Below are 16991 nucleotides of genomic sequence, written 5' to 3'. Positions count from 1 at the left end.
GTCCGGGGCCGCCGGCGTAGGCTGGTCCGGCCCGTCCACACCCCACCCCTGAGAGGGACGCCGGTGACCGAGAAGGCCGACCTTCAGCCCATCCTCGACCGCGCCGCCGCCGGTGGGCGGATCACCCCCGACGAAGCCCTGGTCCTGTACCGGGACGCCCCGTTGCACGCGCTCGGGGCCGCGGCGGACGCCGTGCGAAGGCACGGCTACGCCGGCAGCGAGCACATCGCCACGTACATCATCGAGCGCAACATCAACTACACCAACGTGTGCGTCACCGCCTGCCGGTTCTGCGCCTTCTACGCGGCTCCCAAGGACAAGGAGAAGGGCTGGACACGCGGTCTGGACGACATCCTGCGCCGGTGCGCCGAGACGGTGGAGCTGGGCGGCACCCAGGTGATGTTCCAGGGTGGTCACCACCCCGACTACGGCGTGGAGTACTACGAGGAGCACTTCTCCGCGATCAAGAGGGAGTTCCCGCAGCTCGTCATCCACAGCCTGGGGGCGAGCGAGGTCGAGCACATGGCGCGGATCTCCGGCGTCTCCGTCGAGGAGGCCGTCACCCGGATCCACCGGGCCGGGTTGGACTCCTTCGCCGGCGCCGGCGCCGAACTCCTGCCGGAGCGGCCCCGCAAGGCCATCGCGCCCCTGAAGGAGTCCGGCGAGCGCTGGCTGGAGATCATGGAGATCGCGCACGGGCTCGGCGTGGAGTCCACGTCCACCATGCTCATGGGGACCGGCGAGACCAACGCCGAGCGGATCGAGCACCTGCGGATGATCCGCGAGACGCAGGACCGCACGGGTGGCTTCCGGGCCTTCATCCCGTACACCTACCAGCCGGAGAACAACCACCTGAAGGGACGCACCCAGGCGACGATCTTCGAGTACCTGCGGATGATCGCCGTCGCCCGCCTCTTCCTGGACAACGTCCGGCACATCCAGGGTTCCTGGCTGACCACGGGCAAGGAGATCGGGCAGCTATCCCTGCACTATGGCGCCGACGACCTGGGCTCGATCATGCTGGAGGAGAACGTCGTCTCCTCGGCCGGCGCCCGGCACCGATCCAACCGGCTGGAGATCATCGACCTGATCCGCGGCGCGGGCCGCGTCCCGGCACAGCGCTCCACCACCTACGAGCACCTCGTCGTGCACGACGATCCGGCCGACGACCCGACCGACGAGCGAATCGTCTCCCATCTGTCGTCCACCGCGATCGAGGGCGGGACCGCGCACCCCGAACTCACCCTCCTCGCGGCCGACTGACCGCCCCGTGCTGACCGTCCACGTCGCGGAGGCGTCGCCCGAGCTCGCCGTGCTGGTCGACGGGGCGCGGTTGGCGGCCGTCGGACCGTACGAGGAGGTGGCCGCCGCCGACCCGCGCGCGCGGGTCCGCCGCTGGCCCGGCGTCCTCACCCCGGGCCTGCTCAACCCGTACGGTCCGGAGCTGCTGGAGCACGCCTACCACCCCGACCCCCGGGAGGCCGAGCGACTGGGCACCGAACCCGTCCTTGGCGAGCGCGCCCGGAGCCTCCTGCGCGCGGACGCGACGGCCCTCGGCGCGTCCGCGCGGCGCGGCGTGGGGAGAATGCTGGCGCACGGCACCGTCGCCATCGCCGGCGAGCCGCGTGCCCGACCCGTCCAGGACGCGGTGCGGCGCGCCGGCCTTGCCCTCGCGCCGCGCCCGCACGCCCCCGAGGGCCCCGCCTCCCTCTGGCCGTCGCCGCTGGTGCTCCTGCCGGGGCCGGTCGTGGGCGGTCCGGCCCGGTTCGCGGTGTTCGCCGTGACCGACCTGGCGGCGTTGGCCCGCTCGGGCCCTTCGACCTGCGTGGCCACCGTGATCGGCGGGAGGCTGGTCCACCGGCGCGCGTAGGGCTCACCTCGGTGGTCGGGCGGGCCACGGCGGACGCCGGCGCGCCCGGGCGCGGCGACCGCCGGAGTCGCGGTCGCCTCCGCGCGCCGCGGATCGGTGGGCCGAGGCCCTTCCGTCGGGTGCCGCCGGGGGACGGTGGGTCGGCCCGGCGCGCGGGCCGTCGGTGTGGCGCCCCGGGCGCGACGCCCCGCCGGTGGGGTCGGCCGGTGGTCCTGCGAGAATGGGCGCGTGACCCGTGCCTCCCTGACCAAGCGGCCCAGTGAAGTCGCCACGATGTTCGATGGCGTCGCCGAGCGCTACGACCTCACCAACGACGTGCTGTCGCTCGGCCGGGACCGGGCGTGGCGCAGGGAGGTCGCGCGGGCCGTCGACGCCCGCCCCGGCCTGCGGATCCTCGATCTGGCCGCGGGCACCGCCACCTCGTCCCTCCCCTTCGCGCGGGCCGGGGCCCACGTGGTCCCGTGCGACTTCTCCCTCGGGATGCTGCGTGTCGGCAAGCGTCGGCATCCGCGGCTGCCGTTCACGGCGGGGGACGCCACCCGGCTGCCCTTCGCCGACGACGTCTTCGACGCCGTCACCATCTCCTTCGGTCTGCGCAACGTGCAGGACACCGACGCCGCGCTGCGCGAGTTGTACCGGGTGACGCGTCCGGGCGGGCGGATCGTCGTCTGCGAGTTCTCGCACCCGACCTGGGCGCCGTTCCGCACGGTCTACACCGGGTACCTGATGCGGGCGCTGCCGCCGGTCGCCCGTACGGTCTGCTCGAACCCGGACGCCTACGTCTACCTGGCCGAGTCCATCCGCGCATGGCCCGACCAGGCGGGGCTCGCGAGCCGGCTCACCGCGGCGGGTTGGTCGCGGGTGGCCTGGCGCGATCTGACCGGCGGAGTGGTGGCCCTGCACCGCGGCTTCAAGGGCTGACCCGCCTCGAACCGGGCGGGTGTCCCGCCCCGAGAGGCGTCCGGGGAGCGTGTCGGCCGGGCGGGCGTCGCGGCGCCGGGGCGGCCCCCCGGCCGGACAACGCCGGCGCTCCGGAGGTCGGTTCACCGACCGCCCCTGGGCCGGGGGAGTGGGGACGCTGCATAGACTGCCGGTGTCCGGTGCCGTTCGGCACGTGGTTCACCGACCCGGGGGAGTACCCGACGTGACCGAGCCCCTGTCCGGCAACACCAACACCGCGGACGTGATCGTCGTGGGCGCGGGGCCGGCCGGCTCCACGACGGCGTACCACCTCGCCAGGGCCGGACTCGACGTCCTCCTGCTGGAGAAGACGGCGTTCCCTCGTGAGAAGGTCTGCGGCGACGGCCTCACGCCCCGCGCGGTCAAGCAGCTCGTCGCCATGGGCATCGACGTCTCCGAGGAGGCCGGTTGGCTGCGCAACAAGGGCCTGCGCATCATCGGCGGCGGCGTCCGGCTCCAGCTGGACTGGCCCGACCTGGCCTCCTTCCCCGACTACGGACTCGTGCGCAAGCGGGACGACTTCGACGAACAACTCGCTCGGCAGGCCCGGAAGGCCGGCGCCCGCCTGTACGAGCGGTGCAACGTGTCCGGGCCCGTCGTCGACGACCGCACCGGGCGCGTCACCGGCGTGCGGGCGCGCCTCGGCGAGGAGAAGCGGGAGGTGTCCTTCCACGCGCCGCTGGTGGTGGCGGCGGACGGCAACTCCACGCGGCTGTCCCTGGCGATGGGGCTGCATCGGCGCGAGGACCGTCCGATGGGTGTGGCCGTCCGCACGTACTTCACCAGCCCCCGCCACGACGACGACTACCTGGAGTCCTGGCTGGAGCTCTGGGACCGTCGCGGCCCCCAGGACCGGCTGCTGCCGGGCTACGGCTGGATCTTCGGCATGGGAGACGGCACCAGCAACGTGGGTCTGGGCGTGCTGAACACCTCCGATTCCTTCAAGGAGCTCGACTGGCGCGAGGTCCTGAAGGCCTGGTGCGCGTCGATGCCCCCGGAGTGGGGGTACACGCCGGAGAACATGACCGGCCCGATCCGGGGGGCCGCCCTGCCCATGGCCTTCAACCGCCAACCGCACTACACGCGGGGTCTGCTGCTCGTCGGCGACGCCGGGGGGCTGGTGAACCCCTTCAACGGAGAGGGGATCGCCTACGCGATGGAGTCCGGACAGATCGCCGCCGAGATCGTGGTCCAGGCGCACGCCCGGTCGACGCCGGCGCAGCGGGAGACGGCGCTGCGGGGCTACCCCCGGGTCCTGAAGGACACCTATGGGGGCTACTACACCCTCGGTCGGGCCTTCGTGAAGCTCATCGGGAATCCGCAGGTGATGCGGATCGCGGCCCAGCGGGGGCTGACTCACCCGATGCTGATGAGATTCACCCTCAAGCTGCTCGCCAACCTCACCGATCCGACGGGCGGCGACGCGATGGACCGGGTCATCAACGGTCTGAGCCGGGTGGCACCCAAGGCCTGAGGGAAAGGGGAGCGCTCGCGGGGTGGGTCCCGCGCGCGTGCCGTCCGCGTGCTACCCGCGCGGGATCGTGGTCCGCGCGGGCGCGTGGTGTGTCGGCACGCGCCCGAGGTCCGTCCGCGCGCGGCGGCCCCGGACTCCGGGCGCGCGCCCGGCGCTCGTGTCAGAGCACCCGCACCGCGCCGCTCGGCGGGTCGTAGGAGAGCGGCTGCTGCACCACGCCCGTGGACGGATTCTGCGCGCCGACGAACTGGCCGTCGCCGATGTAGACGGCGACATGGTAGGCGCTGCCCGCGGCGCCCCAGTAGAGGATGTCGCCGGGCAGCAGGTTGTCCAGCGAGACCTGGGTGCCCGCGGTGGACTGGGACTGCGAGACGCGGGGCAGATCGATGCCGGCCTGCTTGAAGGCCGCCTGCACCAGACCGGAGCAGTCCCAGGAGTTGGGTCCGGAGCTGCCCAGCACGTAGGCGTCGCCGACCTGGGCCCGCGCGAAGGCGACGACGGCCGCGGCCGAGCCGGTGGCCGAGGGGGCGGTGGTGGTCGTGCCCGCGCTCGCGGAGGGCGCGGAGGCCGTGTCGGACGCGGCGGTCGTTCCGCCGGCCGCGGTGAGGGTGGTCCGCTCGGCGTCGCGGGAGGCGCGCTCGGCGGCGGCCTCACGCTCCTCCTCCTCGGCCCGCTCCCGGGCCTCCTCCGCCTTCTTCGCCGCCTCCGCCCGCTCCTTGGCCTTCTCCAGGTCGGTCTCGGCCTGCTTGGCGGCCTTCGCCACCGCGGCGTCGCGTTCGGCGCGCAGCTCGTAGTGGGCGGCCGCCTGCTCGGTGACCTCGGCGGACTGCGCGACCTGGGCGGCCAGGTCGCCCGTCAGCGTGGGCAGCTCGAAGGTCTGGGTGAGTGGCTCGGCGGCGCTCGCCGAAGCCGAGGCCCCGGCGACGGCCAGGGTACTGAGGACGCCGCCGGCGACTCCGGCCCGCATCGCGATCCTGGACGCGCTGCGGCGGGGCTTCCGGTGACTCCGTATGTGAGCGGTGTGGGACATGGAAACAACCGGTATCAGGAGCTTGTCCATACCTTCAAGGAACGTGGGGTGCGCCACAGTTGTTCAACCACCCCGTCGAATCCCGGGCGTGTCGAGCTTTATTGACGCCGTAACGGACATAGCGGACAGCCGTGATACGCCTGTGATCTCGGGCTTTGATCGTTACGCCCGAATTGCCCATCGCCTACCACCGGTCCGGACGGATGGCCAAGCCCGCTTCTCACGCGTCTCTCATGTCCGTGACCGAGGTCACGGAACGGCGGCGCTCCGGCTCGCGTCCGGGGGTGGTCGACGCGTCCGGGTCCGCTCGTGAACGCGCGCACGTGCCCGGGTGTCCTCGGTGGCGTCGTCGATGAGCGGACGCGTCGCATTATCAGGGCGGGGGGCGGGTCGCGAATTTGCCCGCCCGGCAGCGCTCTTGATATGGGAACAACCGCTCCGGCCTGCGATGACGAGCGAATTTGTCACCTATGGTGATCAGTCGGACACTTCTGGTGTGAAGCTCACCGCTGATCCGACTTCATGATCCTTCGTCAGGTGGTGGAGATCACAAACATCGGGGGATACCCCGTGTCGCAGATCACAGAGCGACGGGCATAGGATGCGGGACAGTCGGGCTTGTGACCTGCTTCACATGTTCGCGATCTTCGTCGGGTACCGCCGGGGTTCGCGGGGATGCCGAGGCGGACGCGAGCCTCGTGCAACCGCCAGCAGTCAGCGCCGACTGAGAGGAGCGAGGAGCGGTGAACGCGTACGCGCCCATCCTCGTACTGGGAGCCCTCGGAGCAGGCTTTGCGATCTTCTCCGTGGTCATGGCCACGATGATCGGTCCGAAGCGGTACAACCGGGCCAGGCTCGAAGCGTACGAGTGCGGGATCGAGCCGACCCCCACGCCGGCCGGCGGCGGGCGCTTCCCCATCAAGTACTACCTGACGGCGATGCTCTTCATCATCTTCGACGTCGAGATCGTCTTCCTCTACCCCTGGGCCGTCAGCTTCGACGCCCTGGGGCTCTTCGGGCTCGTGGAGATGCTGCTCTTCGTGCTCACCGTCTTCGTCGCGTACGCGTACGTATGGCGGCGCGGCGGCCTGGAATGGGACTGAGGGGCCACACGTCATGGGACTCGAGGAAAAGCTGCCGAGCGGCTTCCTGTTGACCACCGTCGAACAGGCCGTGGGATGGGCGCGCAAGTCGTCCGTCTTCCCGGCCACCTTCGGCCTGGCCTGCTGTGCCATCGAGATGATGACCACCGGCGCCGGCCGCTACGACCTGGCGCGCTTCGGGATGGAGGTATTCCGCGGCTCCCCCCGTCAGGCGGACCTCATGATCGTCGCCGGTCGGGTCAGCCAGAAGATGGCGCCGGTGCTGCGCCAGGTCTACGACCAGATGCCGAACCCCAAGTGGGTGATCTCCATGGGGGTGTGCGCCTCCTCCGGCGGCATGTTCAACAACTACGCGATCGTCCAGGGCGTCGACCACGTCGTCCCGGTCGACATCTACCTGCCCGGCTGTCCGCCGCGGCCCGAGATGCTGTTGGACGCGATCATCAAGCTGCATCACAAGATCCAGAACTCCAAGCTCGGAGTGAACGCCGAGGAAGCGGCCCGCGAGGCGGAGGAAGCGGCGCTCAAGGCCCTGCCCACCATCGAGATGAAGGGGCGGCGGCGATGAGCGACGACCCCACCGGGACCGAACCGGAGCCGCGACCGCCCGGGGAGGGCCTTCCCGGCCGACGCGAGGGGGGCGGCGAGGAGATCCGCGTCCAGCGAGGCATGTTCGGCGCCACCGGCGCCGGCGACACCTCCGGCTACGGCGGCCTGGTCCGTTCGATCCGCCTCCCCGGACCGGCGAGCAGGCCGTACGGCGGCTGGTTCGACGAGGTCGCCGACGAGTTGGAGGGCGCGCTGGAGGAACAGGACCTCCCGCCCGACGAGGCGATCGAGAAGACGGTCGTCGACCGCGACGAACTGACCTTCCACGTCGCCCGCGAACACCTGCCGAGCGTCGCCCGCACCCTGCGCGACGACCCCGCCCTGCGCTTCGAGTTGTGCACCGGCGTCAGCGGCGTGCACTACCCCGAGGACCGAGAACGCGAGCTGCACGCCGTCTACCACCTGCGGTCGATCACCCACAACCGGCTCATCCGCCTGGAGGTCGGCGTCCCCGACGCCGACGCCCGCATCCCCTCGCTCGTCTCGATCTACCCGACCAACGACTGGCACGAGCGGGAGACCTACGACTTCTTCGGCATCGTCTTCGAGGGCCACCCGGCCCTGACCCGGATCATGATGCCGGACGACTGGCAGGGCTTCCCGCAGCGCAAGGACTACCCCCTCGGCGGCATTCCGATCGAGTACAAGGGCGCCCGGATCCCGGCTCCGGACCAGCGGAGGTCGTACACATGAGCAGTTCGCACGCCTCGCCCCGGGAGACCACCGAGGGGCCGGTCTACACGGTCACCGGAGGCGACTGGGACGAGGTCGTCCAGTCCGCCGCCCGCGCCGACGACCAACGCATCGTCGTCAACATGGGTCCTCAACACCCGTCCACCCACGGGGTGCTCCGCCTCATCCTGGAGATCGACGGCGAGACCGTCACCGAGGCCCGGTGCGGCATCGGCTACCTCCACACCGGTATCGAGAAGAACCTCGAATACCGCACCTGGACCCAGGGCACCACGTTCGTGACGCGCATGGACTACCTGACGTCCTTCTTCAACGAGACCGCCTACTGCCTCGCGGTCGAGCGGCTCCTCGGCATCGAGGACCGCGTCCCGGACCGGGCCACGGTCGTCCGGGTGCTGCTGATGGAACTGAACCGCCTCTCCTCCCACCTGGTGGCCATCGCCACCGGAGGCATGGAACTCGGCGCCACCACCGTCATGATCTACGGCTTCCGCGACCGCGAGCTGATCCTGGACATCTACGAGTTGATCACCGGGCTCCGGATGAACCACGCCTACATCCGCCCCGGTGGCCTGGCGCAGGACCTGCCACCCGGATCGGTCGACCGCGTTCGGGAGTTGGTGCGCACCCTCCGGGAGAACCTCCCGGAGTACGACAAGCTCGCCACGGGCAACCCGGTCTTCAAGGCGCGCCTCCAGGGGATCGGCCACCTGGACCTGGCGGGGTGCATGGCCCTGGGCGCCACCGGTCCCGTCCTGCGGTCCACCGGACTGCCGCACGACCTGCGCAAGGCGCAGCCGTACTGCGGCTACGAGACCTACGACTTCGACGTGCCGACCACCGACACCTGCGACTCCTACGGTCGCTTCCTGATCCGGCTGGAGGAGATGCGCCAGTCCCTCCGGATCGTCGAGCAGTGCCTGGACCGGCTGGAGCCCGGGCCGGTCATGGTGGACGACAAGAAGATCGCCTGGCCCGCCCAGCTCGCGCTCGGTCCGGACGGCCTCGGCAACTCCCTCGACCACATCAAGAAGATCATGGGCACGTCCATGGAGGCCCTGATCCACCACTTCAAGCTGGTCACGGAGGGGTTCCGAGTACCGCCCGGCCAGGTCTACGCGGCGGTCGAGTCCCCCAAGGGAGAACTGGGCGTACACGCCGTCTCCGACGGCGGCACCCGCCCCTACCGGGTCCACTACCGAGACCCGTCCTTCACCAACCTGCAGGCGATGGCGGCGATGTGCGAGGGCGGCCAGGTCGCCGACGTCATCGTCGCCGTCGCGTCCATCGACCCCGTGATGGGAGGCGTCGACCGGTGACCGCGAGTTCCTCGGAGCGCGGCGTCAGCCTCGGTATGCCCGAGCCGCCCGCCCCCGACTACCCGGCCGACGTCCGGGCGCGCCTGGAGGCCGACGCGCGCGAGATCGTCGCCCGCTACCCCGACCCCCGGTCGGCGCTGCTGCCGCTGCTGCACCTGGCGCAGTCCGAGGAGGGCCACGTCAGCCGCACCGGTGTCCGGTTCTGCGCGGACGTCCTCGGCCTCACCACCGCCGAGGTGACGGCGGTGGCCACCTTCTATTCCATGTACCGGCGCGGGCCCTCGGGCGACTACCAGGTCGGTGTCTGCACCAACACCCTGTGCGCGGTGATGGGCGGCGACGCCATCTTCGAGGAGCTCCGAGCCCACCTGGGCGTCGACAACGGCGGCACCACCGAGGACGGCAAGGTCACCCTGGAGCACATCGAGTGCAACGCCGCCTGCGACTACGCGCCGGTGGTGATGGTCAACTGGGAGTTCTTCGACAACCAGACGCCCGCGAGCGCCCGCCGTCTCGTCGACGACCTCCGCCACGACCGGCCCGTCACACCCACCCGGGGTGCCCGACTGTGCACCTTCAAGGAGACCGCCCGGCTGCTCGCGGGCTTCCCCGACACCCGCGAGGGAGCGGTGGAGGGCGGGGGCGGCGCGGGAGCGGCATCCCTGGCCGGGCTGCGTCTGGCCAAGGGCGAGGGTGCCGCGCGCGTGGTACAGCCACGGGTCGGCGGCCCGCAGCCCGGGCAGGAGGAACGGTCTCCGGCCGATCGGCCGGAGAGGAGGAGCGGCGCGCGTGAGGCCCCGTCGTCGCCGGGGCCCGACCGGCCGCCGTCCGCCACCCGTGACGAGGGGGCCCCACCCCGGCCCTCCGCGTCGTCCGGGCCCACCGCCGAGGAGGGGGAGTGAGGACCTTGGCCGCCGAGATCAAGGACACGAGTCCGGAGAAGCTGCTGACACCGGTGCTCTCGGCCTTCTGGGACGAGGAGCGGTCCTGGTCGCTCGACGTCTACCACAGGCACGGGGGCTACCAGGGGCTGCGCAAGGCGCTTGCCATGGATCCGGACGAGGTGATCGCGTACGTCAAGGAGTCGGGACTGCGCGGGCGCGGCGGGGCGGGGTTTCCCACCGGGATGAAGTGGCAGTTCATCCCGCAGGGTGATGCCAAGCCGCACTACCTCGTGGTCAACGCCGACGAGTCGGAGCCCGGCACCTGCAAGGACATGCCGCTCCTGCTGGCCAACCCGCACAGCCTCGTCGAGGGCATGGTGATCGCGTGCCACGCCATCAGGTCCTCGCACGCCTTCGTCTACCTGCGCGGCGAGGTCGTCCCGGTGCTGCGGCGGGTGCGGGCGGCCGTGGCGGAGGCCCGGGAGGCGGGCTACCTCGGCCGGGACATCCTGGGCAGCGGGCTCGACCTCGACATCACGGTGCACGCGGGAGCCGGCGCGTACATCTGCGGCGAGGAGACCGCCTTGCTCGACTCGTTGGAGGGTCGGCGGGGCCAACCCCGACTGCGCCCGCCCTTCCCCGCAGTGGAGGGCCTCTACGCCTGTCCCACCGTGGTGAACAACGTCGAGTCGATCGCCTCGGTTCCCGCCATCATGGATCGTGGCAAGGACTGGTTCCGCTCCATGGGCAGCGAGAAGTCCCCGGGCTTCACCCTTTACTCGCTGAGCGGCCACGTCGCCGCCCCCGGCCAGTACGAGGCGCCTCTCGGTGTGACGCTGCGTCGGCTGCTCGACGTCAGCGGCGGCATGCGCCCCGGGCACCGACTCAAGTTCTGGACACCGGGCGGCTCCTCGACGCCGCTGCTCACCGCCGACCACCTCGACGTGCCCCTCGACTACGAGGCGGTCGCCGAGGCGGGCTCCATGCTGGGCACGAAGGCGTTGCAGTGCTTCGACGAGACGACCTGTGTGGTGCGTGCCGTCACCCGCTGGACGGAGTTCTACGCGCACGAGTCCTGCGGCAAGTGCACGCCCTGCCGGGAAGGCACCTACTGGCTTGTCCAACTGTTGCGTGACATCGAGGCCGGCAAGGGCTCGATGGACGACCTGGGGAAGCTGACCGACATCGCCGACAACGTCAACGGCAAGTCGTTCTGCGCCCTGGGCGACGGCGCGGCCTCGCCGATCCTTTCCTCGCTGGCGTACTTCCGCGAGGAGTACGAGCAGCACATCACGGGCCGTGGCTGCCCCTTCGACCCGGCCAGGTCGACAGCCTGGGCCGACCTCACGGAGGTGAACGCGTGACCGTGACGACCAACACCGCCTCCGGAGGGGGCGAGGCGGCCCTCCCCCCCGAGGACGCCGTGACCCTGACCATCGACGGGGCGGCGATCACCGTGCCCAAGGGCACCCTGGTCATCCGCGCGGCCGAGCGCCTGGGCATCGAGATCCCCCGGTTCTGCGACCATCCGCTGCTCGACCCGGCGGGCGCGTGCCGCCAGTGCATCGTCGAGGTCGAGGGCCAGCGCAAGCCCATGGCCTCCTGCACCATCGCCTGCACCGAGGGGATGGTGGTCAGGACCCAGCTGACCTCGCCGGTCGCGGAGAAGGCCCAACAGGGCGTGATGGAGCTGCTGCTGATCAACCATCCGCTGGACTGTCCGGTCTGCGACAAGGGCGGCGAGTGCCCCCTGCAGAATCAGGCGATGTCGCACGGTCGGGCGGAGTCCCGGTTCGAGGGGCGCAAGCGCACCTTCGAGAAGCCGGTACCGCTGTCCACCCAGGTGCTGCTCGATCGCGAGCGATGCGTCCTGTGCGCGCGATGCACCCGATTCTCCCAGCAGATCGCGGGCGACCCGATGATCGAGATGCTGGAGCGCGGCGCTCTTCAGCAGGTCGGCAGCGGCGAGGGCGACCCGTTCCTGTCGTACTTCTCAGGAAACACCATCCAGATCTGTCCGGTGGGGGCGCTCACCTCGGCGGCGTACCGCTTCCGGTCACGCCCCTTCGACCTGGTGTCCTCCTCGGGGGTCTGCGAACACTGCGCGGGAGGGTGCGCGATCCGCACCGACCACCGGCGCGGCAGGGTCATGCGTCGGCTCGCCGAGGACGACCCCGAGGTCAACGAGGAGTGGATCTGCGACAAGGGGCGCTTCGCGTTCCGCTACGCGCAGCAGCGGGACCGGCTGCGCACACCGCTGGTGCGCGGACCGGAGGGCGAGTTGGAGCCCGCCTCCTGGCCGGAGGCACTGCGAGTCGCCGCCCAGGGGCTGCTGGCCTCGCGGGGCCGGACGGGTGTGCTGACCGGTGGCCGCCTCACCGTCGAGGACGCCTACGCGTACGCCAAGTTCGCCAGGGTCGCGTTGGGCACCAACGACATCGACTTCCGGGCCCGGCCGCACAGCGCCGAGGAGGCCGACTTCCTGGCCGCGCGGGTCGCCGGTCGCGGTGTCGACCTCGACGGTTCGGGAGCGACCTACACCTCCCTGGAGCGCGCGCCCGCGGTGCTGTTGGTGGGTCTCGAAGCCGAGGAGGAGGCCCCCGGCGTGTTCCTGCGACTGCGCAAGGGCGTGCGCCGGCACGGGCAACGGGTGTTCTCCCTGGCCGGTCACGCCACCCGAGGGCTGCGCAAGGTCGACGGGACGCTGCTGCCGACGGCACCGGGCACCGAGACCGAGTGGCTGGACGCGCTCGCCGGCGGCGTCGGTCTCGACGAGCAGGGTGGGCCGGCCGCCGAGGCGTTGCGGACGCAGGGCGCGTTGATCGTGGTGGGGGAGCGGCTGGCCGCGGTCGACGGAGGGCTCACCTCCGCAGTGCGGGCGGCTTCGGCCACCGGAGCCGGGCTGGTGTGGATCCCGCGCCGCGCCGGGGAGCGGGGCGCCGTGGAGGTCGGCGCGCTGCCGACTCTGCTGCCGGGTGGGCGTCCCGCGACCGACCCCCGGGCGCGCGAGGAGGTCGCGGCCCTGTGGGGCGTGGCCGAACTGCCGCGCCGGCACGGGCGGGACACCGCGCGGATGATCGACGCCGCGGCGTCCGGGGAACTCCAGGCCCTGCTGGTCGCGGGCGTGGAGGTGGACGACCTGCCCGATCCGGCCCGCGCCCGCGCGGCCCTCGCCGAGGTCGGGTTCCTGGTCTCGCTGGAGCTGCGGCCCGGTGCCGTGACCGACCTCGCCGACGTCGTCCTGCCCGTGGCGGCGGTCGTGGAGAAGGCGGGCACCTTCCTCGACTGGGAGGGCAGGGTCCGCTCCTTCGAGGCCGCGCTCAAACCCGAGCAGACGACCCGGCCCCCGGCACCGACCGACGCGCGGGTTCTGCAGATGTTGGCGGACGCCATGGACGTCCATCTCGGGCTGCCGGACCTGCGGACGCTGCGCTCCGAGGTGGACCGGCTCGGTGTCTGGGGCGGGCCCCGGGCCGCGGGGCCCACCGCCACGGCCGGGGCCCTGCCGCGACCGGCCGCCGGGCAGGCAGTGCTGGCGGGACACCGGCTGCTCCTCGACCACGGCCTGCTCCAGCGGGGCGACGAGGCGCTGGCCGGTACCCGACACCCCGCCGTCGCCCGGGTATCCGCCGCCACGGCGGCCGAGGCGGGCGTCGAGGACGGCGCGGTCCTCGCCGTCACGGGTCCGGCGGGCACCGTCGAGTTGCCCCTGCGGGTCACCGTCATGCCGGACCGGGTGGTCTGGCTCCCGCTGAACTCCGTCGGCCGGGGTGTGGCCGCCGATGCCGGCGCTTCGCCCGGCTCCCTCGTCCGCGTCGGACCGGCGTCGGGCGCCGGTCGGGACCGGGAGGTGGGCGCGTGAGCGGGTTCCTCGTCGCGGGGGAGATCCCCCTGGCCGCCGACGATCTGTCGATGTTCGGCCGCGACCCGTGGTGGCTGGTGCTGCTCAAGGCGGTGTTCTGCTTCGCCTTCCTGATGGTGACGGTCCTGATCTCCATCGTCATGGAGCGGAAGGTCGTCGCCTGGATGCAGCGTCGTGTCGGTCCCAACCGGCACGGGCCCTGGGGCATGCTCCAGTCCCTGGCCGACGGCGTGAAGCTCATGCTCAAGGAGGACGTGGTCGTCCGGCGCGCCGACAAGGTGGTGTACGTCCTGGCCCCGGTGGTCGCGGCGGTGCCGGCCTTCCTGTCGATCGCCGTGATCCCCTTCGGGCCCGCCGGCAACGAGGTCTCGATCTTCGGTCAGCGCACCACGATGCAGCTCACCGACCTGCCGATCGCGGCCCTCTACCTCCTCGCGGTCGGCGCGGTCGGCGTCTACGGCATGGTGCTGGCGGGCTGGAGTTCCGGGTCGACCTATCCCCTCCTGGGCGGACTGCGGTCGGCCGCGCAGATGATCTCCTACGAGATCGCCATGGGTGCCGCGTTCGCCTCGGTCTTCCTGTACTCCGGTTCGCTGTCGACCTCCTCGATCGTGGGCCAGCAGGAGGACCGCTGGTTCCTGGTGCTGCTGCCGGTCTCCTTCCTTCTGTACGTCGTCACGATGGTCGGGGAGACCAGCCGGGCCCCCTTCGACATGCCCGAGTCCGAGGGCGACCTGGTCGGCGGTTTCAACACCGAGTACTCGTCGATCAAGTTCGCGATGTTCATGCTCGCCGAATACGTGCACATGGTGACGGTCTCCATGATCGCGACCACGTTGTTCCTCGGCGGCTGGCGGGCGCCTTGGCCGATCAGCACCTTCTGGGAGGGCGCCAACCACGGTTGGTGGCCGATGCTGTGGTTCGTCGTCAAGGTGGTGCTGCTGCTGTTCGGGTTCGTCTGGCTGCGGGGCACCCTCCCCCGGGTCCGGTACGACCAGCTGATGAAGCTGGGCTGGAAGGTGCTCATCCCGGTCTCGCTGGTGTGGCTGATGCTCGTCGCCGCGGTGCGGGCCCTGCGCAACGAGGGCTATGGCTTCGCGGACATCGCGCTCTGGATCGGTGGGGCCGTGCTCGCGTTGCTTCTGCTCTCCTTCGTGGTCGACATGTACCGCGAGCGGGCCCGGGGGGCGGAGCCACCGGCGGAGGAGCCCGCCGACGCGGTCGCCCCGTTCGATCCCATGGCGGGCGGTTTCCCCGTACCTCCGCTTCCGGGGCAGGAGTTGCCACCGGTGCCCCGCCGCCGGCCGCGCCGGGAGCGGGAGCTGATCGTCAGTGGCGGACCGGATGCTCACGGTGACGTGCCGCTGGGTCGATCCACCGAAGGAAAGGAGGGGTCCGATGGCTGAGGAGCCCGAGGAGGCCGGACGGAGCGAACCCGGCTTCCACAACCCCGTGGCCGGTTTCGGCGTGACCTTCAAGGCCATGTTCCGCAAGCGCCTCACGGAACAGTATCCGGAGCAGCGCAAGACCACCGCTCCCCGTTTCCACGGGCGACACCGGCTCAACCGGCACCCCGACGGTCTGGAGAAGTGCGTCGGCTGCGAGTTGTGCGCATGGGCCTGCCCGGCGGACGCCATCTACGTGGAGGGCGCCGACAACACCGACGAGGAGCGCTATTCCCCGGGAGAGCGATACGGGCGCGTCTATCAGATCAACTACGCGCGCTGCATCCTCTGCGGGCTGTGCATCGAGGCGTGCCCCACCCGGGCCCTCACGATGACCAACGAGTTCGAGCTGGCCGACTCCACCCGCGCCGACCTCATCTACACCAAGGAGCAGTTGCTCGCGGGGTTGGAGGAAGGCATGGTCGACAGCCCCCACGCCATGTACCCCGGCACCGACGAGCAGGACTACTACCGGGGCCTGGTGACGGAAGCCGCGCCGGGCACCGAGCGGCAGACGGTCGCCTCCCAGGACGAGACCGTGCAGGAGGCCGCCTCGACCTTCGGCGACGACGAACCGGCCTCGGGCAAGGTGATCGAGCGATGACCGGCCACCTCGCCGCCTACACCACCTCCACCGGGGAGGCCGTCCAGTTCTGGATCCTCGGCACGGTCGCGGTGGTCGGCGCCCTGGGCACGGTCCTGTTGAGGCGGGCGGTGCACAGCGCGCTCTGCCTGGCCGGCACCATGATCGTGCTGGCCGTCTTCTACCTGGCCAACGGGGCCTACTTCCTCGGTGTCGTGCAGATCGTGGTCTACACCGGGGCCATCATGATGCTGTTCCTGTTCGTCGTGATGCTTGTCGGCGTCACGGCCGCGGACTCGTTGAAGGAGACCCTCAGGGGTCAGCGGTGGTGGGCCCTGGTCTGCGCGCTCGGCTTCGGGGCGCTGCTCGTCGGCGGCATCGGCAACGCCTCGCTGTCGGAGTTCGCCGGCATCGGCGCCGCGAACGCGGGGGGCAACGTGCAGGGTCTCGCCGCCGCCCTGTTCACCGAGTACGTCTTCGCCTTCGAGCTGACCGGCCTTCTGCTGATCACGGCCGCCGTCGGGGCGATGGTGCTGACCCACCGGGAGCGCACCGAGCGCCCCCCCTCCCAGCGCGAGCTGGCCGAGCGACGGGTCCGCGAGGGAACCCACGTGCCGCCTCTGCCGGCGCCCGGCGTGTACGCCCGCCACAACGCCGTGGACATCGCCGGGCTGCTGCCCGACGGCACGCCCTCGGAGCTGACGGTCAGCGGGACGCTGCGCGCGCGGGGCCAGGTCCGGGACGTCTCCCGTGAGGCCCTCGAAGGGCTGCGCGCCCTGGAGCAGCGGTCCGAGGAGCGCCTGGAGCGCACGGAGATCGAGCCGACCGGATTCCGTCGGGCCGAGGAGGAGGCCGAGTGAGCCCCGTCAACTACCTCTACCTCGCCGCGCTGTTGTTCACCATCGGCGCCACCGGGGTGCTCCTTCGGCGCAACGCCATCGTGCTGTTCATGTGCGTCGAGTTGATGCTCAACGCCTGCAACCTGGCCTTCGTGGCCTTCGCCCGCATGCACGGCAACCTCGACGGCCAGGTCATCGCCTTCTTCACGATGGTCGTCGCCGCCGCGGAGGTGGTGGTGGGACTGGCGATCATCGTGTCCCTGTTCCGCTCCCGCCACTCGGCCTCGGTCGACGACGCGAGCCTGATGAAGCTGTGAGGG

The 16991-nt window shown here is 71.3% G+C and carries 16 protein-coding genes; 15 read left to right on the top strand and 1 reads right to left on the bottom strand.

Annotation, left to right across the window (positions count from 1 at the left end; translation table 11 throughout):
- Positions 1–63: 63 nt before the first annotated feature.
- The 4 genes from mqnC to JEK78_RS08630 all read left to right on the top strand — a co-directional run bounded on the left by mqnC (position 64) and on the right by JEK78_RS08630 (position 4304).
- Positions 64–1263, top strand: a complete 1200-nt coding sequence (mqnC, locus tag JEK78_RS08645) for a cyclic dehypoxanthinyl futalosine synthase (protein ID WP_200263522.1) — start codon at positions 64–66, stop codon at positions 1261–1263.
- Between the two features lie 7 nt (positions 1264–1270).
- Complete coding sequence (locus JEK78_RS08640) at positions 1271–1870, top strand: hypothetical protein (RefSeq protein WP_200263521.1); 600 nt, start codon at positions 1271–1273, stop codon at positions 1868–1870.
- A 228-nt stretch (positions 1871–2098) separates the two neighbouring features.
- Positions 2099–2791, top strand: a complete 693-nt coding sequence (locus JEK78_RS08635) for a demethylmenaquinone methyltransferase (RefSeq protein ID WP_200263520.1) — start codon at positions 2099–2101, stop codon at positions 2789–2791.
- 223 nt (positions 2792–3014) lie between these two features.
- Complete coding sequence (locus tag JEK78_RS08630) at positions 3015–4304, top strand: geranylgeranyl reductase family protein (RefSeq protein ID WP_200263519.1); 1290 nt, start codon at positions 3015–3017, stop codon at positions 4302–4304.
- A gap of 160 nt (positions 4305–4464) precedes the next feature.
- On the opposite strand, the gene JEK78_RS08625 is transcribed toward JEK78_RS08630, so the two are convergent.
- On the bottom strand, positions 4465–5334 hold the full coding sequence (locus JEK78_RS08625; protein WP_200263518.1) for a C40 family peptidase: 870 nt from the start codon (positions 5332–5334) through the stop codon (positions 4465–4467).
- 743 nt (positions 5335–6077) lie between these two features.
- On the opposite strand from JEK78_RS08625, the gene JEK78_RS08620 reads away from it, so the two are divergent.
- Genes JEK78_RS08620 through nuoK form a run of 11 tightly spaced genes read left to right on the top strand, consistent with a single transcriptional unit; the run spans position 6078 to position 16988 of the window.
- Positions 6078–6437: an NADH-quinone oxidoreductase subunit A gene (locus JEK78_RS08620; protein ID WP_200263517.1), complete on the top strand. Its 360-nt coding sequence runs from the start codon at positions 6078–6080 to the stop codon at positions 6435–6437.
- Positions 6438–6450: 13 nt separating this feature from the next.
- Positions 6451–7005, top strand: a complete 555-nt coding sequence (locus tag JEK78_RS08615; protein ID WP_200263516.1) for an NADH-quinone oxidoreductase subunit B — start codon at positions 6451–6453, stop codon at positions 7003–7005.
- A complete protein-coding gene (locus JEK78_RS08610; protein WP_200263515.1) occupies positions 7002–7739 on the top strand; it encodes an NADH-quinone oxidoreductase subunit C in 738 nt (245 codons plus the stop codon). The genes JEK78_RS08615 and JEK78_RS08610 overlap by 4 nt, the downstream gene beginning before the upstream one ends.
- Positions 7736–9058 (top strand): NADH-quinone oxidoreductase subunit D, encoded by a 1323-nt coding sequence (locus JEK78_RS08605; protein ID WP_200263514.1) that lies wholly within the window; start codon positions 7736–7738, stop codon positions 9056–9058. Before JEK78_RS08610 ends, JEK78_RS08605 begins: the two co-directional genes overlap by 4 nt.
- Positions 9055–9960, top strand: a complete 906-nt coding sequence (nuoE, locus tag JEK78_RS08600) for an NADH-quinone oxidoreductase subunit NuoE (protein WP_200263513.1) — start codon at positions 9055–9057, stop codon at positions 9958–9960. Before JEK78_RS08605 ends, nuoE begins: the two co-directional genes overlap by 4 nt.
- Positions 9957–11306, top strand: a complete 1350-nt coding sequence (gene nuoF, locus JEK78_RS08595) for an NADH-quinone oxidoreductase subunit NuoF (protein ID WP_200263512.1) — start codon at positions 9957–9959, stop codon at positions 11304–11306. Before nuoE ends, nuoF begins: the two co-directional genes overlap by 4 nt.
- Positions 11303–13804, top strand: coding sequence for an NADH-quinone oxidoreductase subunit G (locus tag JEK78_RS08590; protein ID WP_200263511.1), 2502 nt, complete (start codon positions 11303–11305; stop codon positions 13802–13804). The genes nuoF and JEK78_RS08590 overlap by 4 nt, the downstream gene beginning before the upstream one ends.
- 50 nt (positions 13805–13854) lie before the next feature.
- Positions 13855–15210 (top strand): NADH-quinone oxidoreductase subunit NuoH, encoded by a 1356-nt coding sequence (gene nuoH, locus JEK78_RS08585; RefSeq protein ID WP_200264053.1) that lies wholly within the window; start codon positions 13855–13857, stop codon positions 15208–15210.
- Entirely contained in the window at positions 15203–15853 is a 651-nt protein-coding gene (gene nuoI / locus JEK78_RS08580) for an NADH-quinone oxidoreductase subunit NuoI (RefSeq protein ID WP_200263510.1), read from the top strand. The genes nuoH and nuoI overlap by 8 nt, the downstream gene beginning before the upstream one ends.
- Positions 15850–16692, top strand: a complete 843-nt coding sequence (locus tag JEK78_RS08575; RefSeq protein WP_200263509.1) for an NADH-quinone oxidoreductase subunit J — start codon at positions 15850–15852, stop codon at positions 16690–16692. The genes nuoI and JEK78_RS08575 overlap by 4 nt, the downstream gene beginning before the upstream one ends.
- Complete coding sequence (nuoK, locus tag JEK78_RS08570) at positions 16689–16988, top strand: NADH-quinone oxidoreductase subunit NuoK (protein WP_200263508.1); 300 nt, start codon at positions 16689–16691, stop codon at positions 16986–16988. Before JEK78_RS08575 ends, nuoK begins: the two co-directional genes overlap by 4 nt.
- The last annotated feature ends 3 nt before the right edge of the window (positions 16989–16991 follow it).

This window comes from Streptomyces sp. HSG2, from assembly GCF_016598575.1.
Lineage (GTDB): Bacteria > Actinomycetota > Actinomycetes > Streptomycetales > Streptomycetaceae > Streptomyces.
Note: the sequence above shows the minus strand (reverse complement) of the source record. Positions and strands in the feature narration are given on the sequence as shown.

Excerpts from the sequence above, each read along its gene's own strand:
- JEK78_RS08625 (WP_200263518.1), bottom strand. The coding sequence starts at position 5,334 with ATGTCCCACACCGCTCACATACGGAGTCACCGGAAGCCCCGCCGCAGC.
- JEK78_RS08615 (WP_200263516.1), top strand. The coding sequence starts at position 6,451 with ATGGGACTCGAGGAAAAGCTGCCGAGCGGCTTCCTGTTGACCACCGTC.
- JEK78_RS08610 (WP_200263515.1), top strand. The coding sequence starts at position 7,002 with ATGAGCGACGACCCCACCGGGACCGAACCGGAGCCGCGACCGCCCGGG.
- JEK78_RS08605 (WP_200263514.1), top strand. The coding sequence starts at position 7,736 with ATGAGCAGTTCGCACGCCTCGCCCCGGGAGACCACCGAGGGGCCGGTC.
- nuoH (WP_200264053.1), top strand. The coding sequence starts at position 13,855 with ATGTTCGGCCGCGACCCGTGGTGGCTGGTGCTGCTCAAGGCGGTGTTC.
- nuoI (WP_200263510.1), top strand. The coding sequence starts at position 15,203 with ATGGCTGAGGAGCCCGAGGAGGCCGGACGGAGCGAACCCGGCTTCCAC.
- JEK78_RS08575 (WP_200263509.1), top strand. The coding sequence starts at position 15,850 with ATGACCGGCCACCTCGCCGCCTACACCACCTCCACCGGGGAGGCCGTC.